Source organism: Psychroserpens sp. BH13MA-6, from assembly GCF_052983595.1.
Genome location: NZ_JBRJGE010000001.1, coordinates 936,082 through 948,669 on the forward strand (window position 1 = coordinate 936,082; position 12,588 = coordinate 948,669).

Genomic DNA, 12,588 nt, shown 5'->3' on the forward strand with positions numbered 1-12,588 from the left:
AAAGCCGTTCTATAAGGAACGGCTTTCAATTTTCAACTTCTATGACTCATGAAATTAGCCCTTAACTTTCTCCTTTGTTTTGTTTGGAAGAACGTCATAACCCATATTGTAAAGTGTGAATCCAAAAATATCGGCATATTGTTCAATGGTTTTACTAACAGGAGTTCCAGCACCATGACCAGCATCGGTCTCAATGCGTATGATGGTAGGGTTAGTTCCAGATTGTTTGTCTTGTAATTCCGCTGCAAACTTAAAACTATGAGCTGGAACAACCCGATCATCATGGTCTCCAGTAGTAATTAAGGTGGCTGGATATTCTACACCCTCTTTGACGTTGTGTACAGGTGAATACCCTTTTAAGTAATCAAACATTTCCTTGCTATCATCCGCAGTTCCATAGTCATAAGCCCAACCTGCACCAGCAGTAAATGTATGGTAACGTAACATATCTAAAACACCAACAGCAGGTAGTGCCACTTTCATTAGATCTGGTCGTTGGGTCATAGTAGCACCAACTAATAATCCACCATTAGAGCCACCGCGAATTGCCAGAAAATCTGATGAGGTATACTTATTATCAATGAGATATTCGGCAGCTGCTATAAAGTCGTCAAATACATTTTGTTTTTTCATTTGTGTCCCAGCATCGTGCCATGCTTTTCCATATTCTCCACCACCTCTGAGATTCGGCACTGCATAAATACCTCCTTGTTCCATCCAAACAGCATTGGCAATACTAAAACTAGGAGTTAAACTAATATTGAAGCCACCATAACCATATAGTATGGTTGGGTTTTTTCCATTGAGTTCTAAGCCTTTTTTATGGGTAATAATCATTGGAATTTTAGTACCGTCTTTAGAGTTATAAAAGACTTGTTTACTTTCATAAGCTTCAGGATTAAAATCAATTTGTGGTTTTCTGTAAAGTTCTGAAGTGCCACTTTCGATATCATATTTATAGATACTTCCCGGAGTGACGTAATTAGTGAACGAATAGTAAAGTGATGTTTCTTCCTTTTTTGCCCCAAAACCGCCAGCACTGCCAACACCTGGCAACTCAACCTCTCTTACTAATTTTCCGTTGTAATCATATTGAAGTACTTTAGATACGGCATCTACCATATATTCTGCAAAAAAGTAACCTCCACCAGTTGAAGGGCTCAAAACATTTTCAGTTTCAGGAATAAAATCTACCCAGTTTTCTGGAGTTGGGTTGGCCGCATCTACAGTGACGATTCGTTGATTTGGTGCATCCAGATTCGTCACTAAAAACAACTTACTTCCATCGTTTTCAATAACATAAGTATCACTGTCTGTGTGATCAAGAATGGTGATAAAATCACTATTTGGTTTCGTTAAATCCTTGATAAGCAATTTATTTCCCGAAGTAGAAATTCTTGGAGAAATAAGAAGATAGCGATTGTCTTCAGTAACACCACCATAGATATAGCGATGCTTTTCTTCAGGCGTGCCTCCATAAATTAATTGATCCTCTTTTTGAGGTGTGCCTAATTTATGATAATAAACCTTGTGTTGATCTGTTTTTGCAGATAATTCGCTTCCTTTAGGCTTGTCATAACTCGAGTAATAAAACCCTTCGTTTTTATACCAAGACATGCCGCTAAACTTAATATCTTTTAGTGTGTCTTCGATGATTTCTTTAGATTCGGTATCCATGACAAGCACTTTTCGCCAATCACTACCACCTTCTGAAATAGCGTACGCTAAGATTTTACCGTTTTTTGAGAAACTAGCGCCTCCAAGCGAAATGGTGCCATCCTCTTTAAAAGTATTTGGATCTAGGAAAACAGTCGCGGTGCTTGGATCTTCACCAGTTTTGTAACGATAAATAACATACTGGTTTTGAAGTCCATCGTTTTTATAAAAATACGTATAATCACCTTCTTTAAAAGGCGCGCCTACTTTTTCATAGTTCCACAACTTGGAAAGTCGGTCTTTTAATTCTTCGCGATACGGAATATTGTCTAAGTAACCATAAGTCGCTTCATTCTGAGACTTTACCCATGCTTCGGTCTCGGCACTTCTATCATCTTCTAGCCATCGGTAAGGATCTTTAACATCAGTTCCAAAATAATTGGTAACAGTATCAACTTTTTTTGTTTCAGGGTAGTTCACAGCGATATCTTTTTTCTGTTCTTTGACTTCTTCTTTGCAAGCACTACTAAATACTACAATTAAAGTGAGTAATAACGAAATTTTTTTCATAATGTGTTTGTCTTGATTAGTTGTATTCCAAAAATAATGAAAAAGCCGCTGCAATGAGATTGCAACGGCTTTTTTTAATATAACGTTAAGAGTTTATTCCTTAATAAACTTTTGACTTTTTATTGAATTCCCAGAAACAATTCTTAGGATGTAATTACCAGTTTGTAATTCACTCACGTCAATAGTGTTTTGGGTCAATTTAGCGTTCATAACGCGTTTTCCATTGATATCAAAAACCGTATAAACAGCGTTATCTAAACCAGTTGTACTAGATATATTTAGTTCATCTTTCGTTGGATTTGGATAGATCACTAAATCATTTACAAATGAGTTTTCTAAACTTAAGGTTGAACCTTCCACAATTTCAAGAGAGGTGTTTATCGTAGGATTACTAATAGTATCTATAATACCTGAAGGCCAATAAACAACAATACTGTTAATGGTTGTTTCGCTTCCAATTCCGAAATGCGTATTTAAAGTACTCATGAATTCGAATCCTTCACCACTTCTGACGTCTCGAATTTGAACACCAGCATTGGTGTATAACTCTACACGTGCACCAATACCATCAATATTACTAGCAACACCAACAGTATTAATTGTAATCCAGTTGTTAGGAGTCGTGGCATTCATATAGATGACACCGTTGTAGTAAGTGTCTATAAATCCATCGTTATTCAAGTCTCCGAAAGAGCCGTTTTTATAGTTGATTTGTGTATCGTCTAAGTCTTCAAACGTCATATCACCTTTACCATATAAAATCATCCCATTACAAGCGATATCCAAAAAGCCATCGTTATCGAAATCATAACTCACGTTTTCATGGCCAGTAGGTGCGCTACTCACATTGGCTGTAGCCGTAACATCAACAAAAACGCCATTGCCATCATTTCTCATCAATTTATGAGATCCTGAACTTGCGCCAACAAAGAGGTCCATATCACCATCATTATCGTAATCACCCCAAGATGATGACCAAGTTTGCATTGGGTCATCTAAACCAAGTGCCGCACCATTTTCAGTGTAGGTGCCATCACCATTGTTTGTTAACATATTGTTTCTTCTTCTATCAGTTTCACCACCACATTTTGCGATGAACATATCTAAATCACGATCATTATCATAATCAATCCAAATAGAACCGTAATTACCGCCTGAAGGGTAATCCCCTAAGTTCACTGGCGCTCCAGCTGTGTTTGATTGGTAAAAGGTTAGATTTCCAGAGCCGTCATTGATATAATAAACATTAGGAGCCACATCATGACAAACAAAAGCATCGAGATGGCCATCATTGTTAATATCTGCAAAATTGGAACGTTGCGAGAACACATATTCAGATCCTGATATTTCTGTAAATCCGGTACCTGTACTATTTGATTTCATAAAAGTAACACCAGAACCATTTCCGTATAATAAATCGGTATGACCATTTCTATCGAAGTCACCTGCTGCCATACTCCAAGTTGGCATAAAATCGGCACTAGGTGTTGGAATATCTACTTCATTAAAACCACCACCTAGCAATTGATAATGCACATTAACATTCGTGGTCGTTACAGAAACAATATCATCTAAATGGTCGCCATTCATATCTACAACTGTTAAATCGTACCCACCTAATGGGAATGATTGACTAATAAAGTTGACACGAGCAGGCGCTAGTGTCGTAAATGCTACCGGTCCTATCCAATTACTGTAATCGCTTCCTCCACAAAATCCTCGAACGTAAACTTCATAAGAAGTGCCTGGACTTAGTGATGAAATAGCATAAGGGTTATTTGCTGAAGTTGCAACTCCTGAACCCGTAGGAACTCCAGAGCCTGGACTCTGCACAGCCACTTCCCAAATGGTTTCTGAACTACCAGCTTGCCAATAAACATCTGCTGAATTTATAGAGATATTAGCGACACTTAAGTTAGATATGTTCGGACAAGGTGGCGCAGGTTGGGAACTAATAGTGGGAGATTGGAAACAAAATCCCCATCCCCAGTTTCCTCCAGCAGTGGCATCATCGTATGAAATTCTATATTGAAAATTACTTAATTGGTTGGCAGTAAACCCTGAAATATCTAATGGGTCTGAACCAAAGGCTACATAATTACCTGAACAAAAATTATCATTAATAGCATTGGTGGTGCCGTCTAAAGCAGCTCCCCAGTCATTCCAAGTGTTGGCGTCTGCATCCCAATATTGGACAATCAAAACTTCTCCGATATCACGAAATACATAACTCGATCCAACAGTTATCCAATGTTCGTTAGCATTAAAGGCTGCAGTTAAATCAACAACAGGAGATTCTGCAGCAATATTATCTATGTGGTTGTTTTGAGCATCGTCATCATCATAAGCAAATCTATCTACGAGAAGAGGGTTAGCCTCTAAGACATTCGCATCCGTCAAATAATTTCCAGTTAATGACCAGTTAGTGTTAGGCCAATTCGCAGGCTGGTTTAATGTTTGAGAGAAACCAAACAAGGCACTTAAAAGAAAAAATGCAAGAGTAATTTTTTTCATAAATATGGTTTATTTGTTAAGAAAGTGCATAAAAATAAGAAAAAAGCTTCTAATGTGTTAATTTAGAAGCTTTTTTGTTTAGTTTTTAATAAACTTTTGACTTTTTATTGAAGATCCCGAAACTAATCGTAAAATATAATTTCCTGGTGACAGTTGAGACACATCAATAACTGAAGATTGCAGTTTAGAATTATGTATGCGTTTTCCTGTGATATCAAAGATGGTATAAACAGTATCTTCTGAAATATCTAAAGTGTTAATATTTAAAACTTCAGTGGCAGGAATAGGATAAATCACTAAATCATTCGTGAGGGAGTTTACTAAACTTAAGGTGTCTCCTTCAATGATTTCCAATGGTGCATTTATAGATGGATTATTTATGGTATCAATAATACCAGAAGGCCAGTAGACCACGACACTTGTAATGGTTGTTTCTTGGCCAATGCCAATGTGCGTATTTAAAGAGTTCATGTATCTAAATCCGTCACCACTTTTTACATCTCTAATTTTAACACCAGAAGCTGTGTGAACTTCTACTCGTGCGCCAATTCCGTTGATGTTACTCACAGTTCCTACCGTATGAATTTTAATCCAATTGTTATTACTGTCTGCATTATTGATAAACATGTTACCAGAATTGAAGGCATCAATATAACCATCGTTGTTTAAGTCACCGTATGAACCTGAACCCGGAAAGACACTAGTATAAATGTCGAATGTCATATCTCCATGTCCAAATAAAATATTGCCACCGGAAACCAAGTCTAAATTTCCGTCGTTATCAAAATCGAAGGTGACTGTTTCAGTTGAATTGGTAGTTAAGGTACTTATTCCAGAACCCGCCGTGATGTCTACAAATGTTCCGCCATCATTTCTCATCAATTTGTGAGCACCTGAACTAGCTCCAACAAAAACATCCATATCACCATCACCATCGAAATCTCCCCAAGCAGAAGACCATGTTTGCATTGGGTCATCCAAACCTAGCGCCACAGCATTTTCAAAGAAATTACCATTACCATCATTCGTATACATGCGATTCGTTCTTCTAGCAGTTTCACCACCACACTTCGCAATAAATAAATCCAAATCTCTATCATTGTCATAATCGATCCATATAGATCCGTAATCACCACCTGATGGATAATCGCCTAAGTTGTAAGGAGCACTAGGATCATTGGATTGATAAAAGGTTAAATTTCCTGAACCATCATTCAAATAGTACACATTCGGTGCCACGTCATGGCATACAAAGGCATCGAGGTTCCCATCATTATTGATATCTGCAAAATTGGAACGTTGAGAGAAGATATCCTCTGGTCCAGATATTTCAGTAAATCCTGTTCCTGAGTTATTCGCTTTCATAAAAGTAACACCGCTTCCGCCACCATAAAGTAAATCGGTGTAGCCATTTCCATCGTAATCAGCGGCAGCTAAGCTCCAAGTAGGTAAATAATCAGCTTGAGTGGTCGTTATATTTTTTGTAGTGAAGGTTCCTCCTGGATTTTGCTCTCTAATATTCACATTCGTCTCCGAAATAGACACCATATCATCTAGGAAATCACCATTCATATCCACCACAGCCACTCTATAACTACCTGAGGTATTAGATGCTTGTGATGTAAATGTCACTGGGATTGGTGGAGGTGCAACGAAATCAATCGCTTCTAAACAAAAGCCAACATCTGATAATGCTGTACCTTGAAAATCATAAATTTGAATGATTAAATCGTCACCTATAGTCCAACCACTCAGCGATTCAGAAGAAAATGTAGTGGCACAGGCAATCTCATTTGTACCAGTTGCATCCCAAACCACAATTCCTGGGTTTCCTGGATCGTCGGAAGCAAAAAATAACCCATTGGTTGTGGCAGTCCAAGTAAAAAATTGATCTAATCCAGATAGGCTACATCCACCTTGTACACCACTATCGGTAGTACCGTCTGTGGAAAAAGGTAAAACAAAGGTTGCTGTAGCACAACCGGTTCCTTCAGGAGAAGGTGTGATTGGAATAGCGCCAGCTATATCGTCATTGGCAGGTTGCCCAAAGGATGATGCGCAAAAGACCAAAAACAAGCTCGTTAAAAATAGTAAATTTGATTTCATAACATTTAGTTTAATTTATTCACATACTCCTTCTAGAGAATTGATCCAATCTTCTATAAGTCGTACACCTTCAACATGTTTAAGGGTACGACCTAAAAGCGGCATTCTGTTATTTTCTTCAACAGAATTAACTCTAAATCTGAGTACAGATGCTTCTATATCTCCTGGAACAACAATAAAAGAAGTTCCGTTTATTTGTGTATCTGGTGTGACACAAACCCCTTTATTCGTATCATCTTCATTTTCATTGAAGGCAAAACGCATTGGTCTGTATTCACAGTAACTTTCTTCTGAGTGACAATGTGCACAGTTTATATCTAAATAGGACCGCAGTCTTAAATTTAAATCCAATGACTCATCTTCCCAATTAACGGTCGATACGATATTAGTTGGAAGATTATTTTGCAAATAGCCAACATTAATCCACTTTTGAAGCTGGTTGATGGTTTCATCAGTATAGGTGATATCCCTATTTAAATTTTGAGGTTTTGGTCCAATCGGAACAGGCGTTCCAAATTTATTGTGACAAGTAAAGCATTCATTTCTTGAAGGAATTCTGTAATTCACAGTTTTGGTAGCACCATCTTCGATCCATTCTATATTCGTAAAGCTTCCAGCATTGGAGAAAGACGCTTCTGTCTGTTCATCATTCCAAACATATTTAGCAAAATCCCAGCCCTCTGCAGTCATATACATTAAGCGAGTTTCAATAATTCTAGTTTCGTTGCTAGGCTGGACGTTATCGTAGTAGAAATTTTTGATTAACACCGCGCCAATTGGAAAATCGAGAGGCGTAAAATCACTGTTGTAATTTGCTTTTGTACCATCTGGCATCCAGACAAATCGCTTTTTATGAGCATAGTCACTAAACAACGGCGAATTAATATCGTACGGAAGGACACCGAAAACAGGATTAAGATCTTTTAAGTCCCCTTCAAAAAAATGATATTCGGAGAGCGTGCCATAAGGCATATTTTCTAAATCTACCACTACAGGTGAAACAGGTAAAACTGTGATGGAAACCGTAGCGGTAGCACAACTGCCATTGCTATTACATATGGTGTACTGAAAGCTGTCAGCGCCATTGTAGTCTAAGTTTGGCGTATATAAAATGGTGTCATCAGAAGGGTCTTCTGGAGTTGCTTCAGTATCTAAAACTTCAACTGTTCCATGCTGTGGACTGGTACTTGACAATGTACCACTTGAAGGTATATTCGTATCGTTTGAAAGTACAGCAATAGAAATACTATTATTCTGAAGAACCTCAACACTATCATTATTGGCTTGTATAGTCACTGCCACATAATTGTCGTCGTCACTACAAGAGTAATAAGCTAGGAATAGTGTAAATATGCCAAATAATTTTAGGTAATTTTTTAACATTTATAGTAAAATTTGGATAGTAAATATAATCACAATGTCATCAATACAAATAATTAATTAGTTGTAATACACTTTTTATCAGACAACAAGAAGAATATTTGTAATAACGAACACTCGTGTATCGCTAATACTAAAACAACTTAAACCATCAAAACCCTACCATATGAAGAAAGAAATACTAAAGCAGATTTTTGATCTTTAAATATTCTGCTATTTGAATGGTGTTGGTCGCTGCACCTTTTCTGAGATTGTCACTAACAACCCAAAGATTCAGGGTGTTTGGTTGCGAGCCATCTCTTCGTATTCTACCGACGAAAACATCATCTTTTCCATTGGCATAAATTGGCATTGGGTAAGTATTTACATCGATATTGTCTTGTACAACAACACCTTCAGCATTGTTAAGTAATTGCCTTACGTCACTTAAATCAAAATCATTGTAAAACTCCACATTCACAGCTTCACTGTGTCCACCAGCTGTTGGTATCCTTACAGCCGTTGCCGTCACTGCAATCGTCCTGTCATCTAAAATTTTTTGAGTTTCCCTTACCAATTTCATTTCTTCTTTGGTATAGCCATTATCTTCAAAAACATCGCAATGTGGAATGGCATTTTGATGAATAGGATAAGGGTAGGCCATTTCCCCAGAAACTCCTGCCATTTCGTTTTCCAATTGCTGTACGGCTTTAACACCAGTTCCAGTGATGGATTGATAGGTGGAAACAACGATACGCTTTATTTTATATTTTTTATGAAGCGGAGCCAAGGCAACCACCATTTGAATGGTAGAGCAATTAGGGTTAGCAATAATTTTATCACTTGCTGTCAATTGTGAGGCATTTATTTCAGGAACTACGAGCTTTTTCGATTGGTCCATACGCCAAGCCGAAGAGTTATCAATAACCGTAATACCTGCTTCTGCAAATTTAGGCGCCCATTCCGTAGAGGTACTACCACCTGCTGAAAAGAGAGCAACATTTGGTTTCATGTCAATCGCGTCTTGCAGCCCAACCACTTTGTAGTCTGTGCCCTTAAAATGGATCAATTTCCCTTTTGAGCGCTCCGAGGCGACTGGGATTAATTCCGAAACTGGGAAGTGACGTTCTTCCAAAACTTTAAGCATCACTTGGCCTACTAAGCCTGTGGCTCCTACAACAGCTACTTTCATGAGTAATTGAATTTTCAAAAGTGAACAACAAATGTAGGTATTAATTCAATTTCAAAACATGAAAAATAAAAAAAACCGCCTCTTTTTTGAGGCGGTTAACGTTAGAATATATAATGTAGCGATTATTTTTTCAAAGCATCTCTAATTTCCTTTAACAAATCAATTTCAGAAGGTCCTGCTGGAGCCTCTGGCTCTGCTGGTTTTTTGGTTTTATTATAGGCTTTAACAATTGCGAAAAGCACAAGTCCTACAATAATTAAATTGATAATGGAATTCACCCATTTACCATACATAATGGCATTTTCAGGTTTTGTAATTTCACCATCAGCTCCTACAGTTGCTGGAGATAAAACATATTTTAAATCTGCAAAATCTACACCGCCTGCGAAATTACCCACAATTGGCATCATAATATCGGTGACAAAACCATTTACGACCATTCCTACGGCACCCGCAAGTATAACAGCCACAGCTAAATCAATGACATTGCCTGTCATAATAAAATTCTTAAATTCTTTGAGCATAATAAATGTTTTAAGTTAGTTATTAAGTCTCTAATTTAAATAAAAAAGTAATATGTTAAAAAACTAGGCTAGATTATTTTAGGATGATGCGCTTGACGCGCTGTGAAATCGCTGTTATAATTTCATAAGAAATGGTCTGTGCTGTGGCTGCAAATTCTGAAGCTGTTGGGTTGGTTCCGAAGAAAATAACTTCATCGCCTTCTCGACAATCGATTCCGGTAATATTTACCATTAACATATCCATACAGACATTGCCAATAATTGGTGCTTTTTTGTTTCCAATGGTCACGTATCCTTTTTGGTTGCCATACTGTCTGCCAATCCCATCTGCATGACCGATGGGAATGGTGGCTGTTTTTTCAAATCCTGAACTGGTATAAGCTCTGTTATAGCCTACGGTTTCTCCTTTTTCAATTAAGTGAATTTGTGAGATTACAGATTTTAAGGTTGCGACAGGCGTCAAGTGCTTGTTTTCTTCCTCAGAATTGCCAAAACCATATAATCCGATACCCGTTCGTACCATGTCAAAATGAGCTTCGGGATAATTCAAGATACCAGAAGTATTTGCCATGTGTAACATGGGCTGGTATCCAAGCGATTTAGTTATATTGTCAGCAATACCCTTAAAGGTTTCAATTTGAAGACGTGTAAAGTCTTGTTCATCAAAATCTTCACTTGCTGCCAAATGTGAAAAAACCGATTTTACCTTAACTGCTTGGGTTGTTTTTAACACTGAAGAAATATGATCAACATCCTTTTCCCAGAAACCCAAACGATTAAGTCCTGTATTAAACTTTAAGTGAATTGGATAATGGGTTTGTTTCGCTTCGGAAGCTGCAGCAATAAACTCATTTAATATTTTCGAGCTATATAAACTCGGCTCTAAGCAACGATCGATAAGTGTTTTAAAATTGACAGCCTGCGGATGTAATACTAAAATGGGCGTGGTAATTCCTGCATCGCGAAGCGCAACACCTTCCTTGACATAAGCCACAGCAAAATAGTCAACTTTTAAATTCTGTAGAAAATGAGCAATGTCATTGGCATCGCTTCCGTAAGCAAAGGCTTTAACCACTGCCAGTATTTTCGTGTTATTTTGAAGCTTGGATTTAAGATACTCAAAGTTGTGTTTGAGGGCTTTTAAATCTATTTCTAAAACTGTTTCCTTAGCTTTTGGCATCCGTTTTAGGGTCTTTATTAGACACTTCTTCTGGGTCGTTTACTTTCATTTGTCTTACTTTATCTCGAAGCATGCTTTTATAAAATGCCGCTCTACTTAAAGGTTCGTATTCATCTACTTCACCTAAAAGCACTAGAGCTTCACTGGTGGCTTTACGATAGCTATACTGGGCTAAATTTCCAGTTCTTGTGCAAATCGCGTGAACTTTCGTCACATACTCTGCTGTTGCCATAAGGTTAGGCATAGGACCAAACGGATTACCCTTAAAATCCATATCTAATCCTGCGACAATCACACGAATTCCTTTGTTAGCCAAGTCATTACAAACTCTCACAATTTCATCATCAAAAAATTGGGCCTCATCAATACCAACAACATCACAGCCATCAGCTAGAATTGGAATATTGGCAGCTGCAGGCACAGGTGTGGACCGAATTTCATTAGCGTCATGTGAGACAACCATATCTTCATCATAACGCACATCAACAGCAGGCTTAAAGATTTCTACTTTCTGTCTTGCAAATTTTGCACGTTTAAGGCGACGAATAAGCTCTTCTGTTTTACCAGAAAACATGGAGCCGCAAATGACTTCAATCCAACCAAATTGTTCTTTATGATTTACTGTATTTTCGAGAAACATTTTGTAATTTTAACACTAAAACCAACGAGCCGTTCGTTTTGTATAAAGGTGGCGTAAATTTATTAAAAATCAAAAACCTAACTGGGAATAAAAAATAAAAGTTATGAAGAAGAAGCTGGAAGCAGATTTAATTAGCATCGCACATAGAATTTTGAAGCTAAAAGGCAAAGAGGATGTGGTGAAGTTGCATGCAGAAGCAGGAGCGTTGTATGAAAAACTCAGTGTTCTCAAGTTTGCTAATGAGAATTTTGAAGGGGATATGCCAACGATTGGTAGTGATTCGTCCTTCTTTGGAATGTTGGATACCGCTTTCAATAATAAAGTGAGCGATAATATTGAAATCGAAGATAAAATTTATGTCAACCTTGATGAGAAGGAACAAGACGATATCTATGAACCAGTGATGTCAAAGATTAAAGATATGGTTGCTCAGATGCCTCAAGGTGATGAAGACTCAGAAGACCTCTTGGAAATTGCTGTTGCAAAAAAGTCAAAACAAAATACGCATCTCGAAGATATTACTGCTGGTTTTGAAGAAATTCCAGTTTTTGAGCCTATTGAAGATGCAAAGGCGAATGAGAATTTTAGAAAATCATTAAATGATAAGCTTAAAAATGGCGGTCTCAATATCGGGCTCAACGATAAATTGGCCTTTATCAAACACTTATTCAATGGTAAAATTGAAGATTATGAACGTGTGTTGTCCCAACTAAAAACGACAAGCTCTTATGAAGAAGCTTCGCATTTAATCAATGATATTGTAAAACCAGATTACAATAACTGGGTAGGGAAAGAAGAATTTGAGACCCGTTTTCTTGCTATTGTTGAGAAAAAGTTTGACTAAACA

The 12,588-nt window shown here is 37.5% G+C and carries 9 protein-coding genes; 1 reads left to right on the forward strand and 8 read right to left on the reverse strand.

Annotated features, from left to right (window positions below; genetic code table 11):
• Nucleotides 1–54: 54 nt before the first annotated feature.
• The 8 genes from ACU8DI_RS04165 to ACU8DI_RS04200 all read right to left on the reverse strand — a co-directional run bounded on the left by ACU8DI_RS04165 (nt 55) and on the right by ACU8DI_RS04200 (nt 11,741).
• The gene (locus tag ACU8DI_RS04165; protein WP_447111475.1) at nt 55–2,226 is read right to left on the reverse strand and encodes a prolyl oligopeptidase family serine peptidase; all 2,172 of its coding nucleotides are present in this window, start codon (nt 2,224–2,226) and stop codon (nt 55–57) included.
• A gap of 93 nt (nt 2,227–2,319) precedes the next feature.
• Nucleotides 2,320–4,740, reverse strand: coding sequence for an FG-GAP-like repeat-containing protein (locus tag ACU8DI_RS04170; RefSeq protein WP_447111476.1), 2,421 nt, complete (start codon nt 4,738–4,740; stop codon nt 2,320–2,322).
• A gap of 78 nt (nt 4,741–4,818) precedes the next feature.
• Nucleotides 4,819–6,846, reverse strand: a complete 2,028-nt coding sequence (locus ACU8DI_RS04175; RefSeq protein ID WP_447111477.1) for an FG-GAP-like repeat-containing protein — start codon at nt 6,844–6,846, stop codon at nt 4,819–4,821.
• 15 nt (nt 6,847–6,861) lie between these two features.
• Entirely contained in the window at nt 6,862–8,229 is a 1,368-nt protein-coding gene (locus ACU8DI_RS04180; protein ID WP_447111478.1) for an Ig-like domain-containing protein, read from the reverse strand.
• Between the two features lie 178 nt (nt 8,230–8,407).
• Nucleotides 8,408–9,397 (reverse strand): aspartate-semialdehyde dehydrogenase, encoded by a 990-nt coding sequence (locus ACU8DI_RS04185; RefSeq protein WP_447111479.1) that lies wholly within the window; start codon nt 9,395–9,397, stop codon nt 8,408–8,410.
• A gap of 122 nt (nt 9,398–9,519) precedes the next feature.
• On the reverse strand, nt 9,520–9,921 hold the full coding sequence (mscL, locus tag ACU8DI_RS04190; RefSeq protein ID WP_447111480.1) for a large conductance mechanosensitive channel protein MscL: 402 nt from the start codon (nt 9,919–9,921) through the stop codon (nt 9,520–9,522).
• A gap of 73 nt (nt 9,922–9,994) precedes the next feature.
• Complete coding sequence (gene alr / locus ACU8DI_RS04195; protein WP_447111481.1) at nt 9,995–11,101, reverse strand: alanine racemase; 1,107 nt, start codon at nt 11,099–11,101, stop codon at nt 9,995–9,997.
• Nucleotides 11,088–11,741 carry a thymidine kinase gene (locus tag ACU8DI_RS04200; RefSeq protein WP_447111482.1) on the reverse strand — a complete coding sequence of 218 codons (654 nt, stop codon included), beginning with the start codon at nt 11,739–11,741 and terminating at the stop codon, nt 11,088–11,090. The genes alr and ACU8DI_RS04200 overlap by 14 nt, the downstream gene beginning before the upstream one ends.
• Nucleotides 11,742–11,844: 103 nt before the next feature.
• Between ACU8DI_RS04200 and ACU8DI_RS04205 the strand changes: the two genes are divergently transcribed.
• Complete coding sequence (locus ACU8DI_RS04205) at nt 11,845–12,585, forward strand: hypothetical protein (protein WP_447111483.1); 741 nt, start codon at nt 11,845–11,847, stop codon at nt 12,583–12,585.
• Nucleotides 12,586–12,588 lie beyond the last annotated feature (3 nt).

What these genes read in the sequence shown, in the direction of transcription:
- mscL (WP_447111480.1), bottom strand. Translation starts at nt 9,921, where the DNA reads ATGCTCAAAGAATTTAAGAATTTTATTATGACAGGCAATGTCATTGAT.
- ACU8DI_RS04185 (WP_447111479.1), bottom strand. Translation starts at nt 9,397, where the DNA reads ATGAAAGTAGCTGTTGTAGGAGCCACAGGCTTAGTAGGCCAAGTGATG.
- ACU8DI_RS04175 (WP_447111477.1), bottom strand. Translation starts at nt 6,846, where the DNA reads ATGAAATCAAATTTACTATTTTTAACGAGCTTGTTTTTGGTCTTTTGC.
- ACU8DI_RS04170 (WP_447111476.1), bottom strand. Translation starts at nt 4,740, where the DNA reads ATGAAAAAAATTACTCTTGCATTTTTTCTTTTAAGTGCCTTGTTTGGT.
- ACU8DI_RS04200 (WP_447111482.1), bottom strand. Translation starts at nt 11,741, where the DNA reads ATGTTTCTCGAAAATACAGTAAATCATAAAGAACAATTTGGTTGGATT.
- ACU8DI_RS04180 (WP_447111478.1), bottom strand. Translation starts at nt 8,229, where the DNA reads ATGTTAAAAAATTACCTAAAATTATTTGGCATATTTACACTATTCCTA.
- alr (WP_447111481.1), bottom strand. Translation starts at nt 11,101, where the DNA reads ATGCCAAAAGCTAAGGAAACAGTTTTAGAAATAGATTTAAAAGCCCTC.
- ACU8DI_RS04165 (WP_447111475.1), bottom strand. Translation starts at nt 2,226, where the DNA reads ATGAAAAAAATTTCGTTATTACTCACTTTAATTGTAGTATTTAGTAGT.
- ACU8DI_RS04205 (WP_447111483.1), top strand. Translation starts at nt 11,845, where the DNA reads ATGAAGAAGAAGCTGGAAGCAGATTTAATTAGCATCGCACATAGAATT.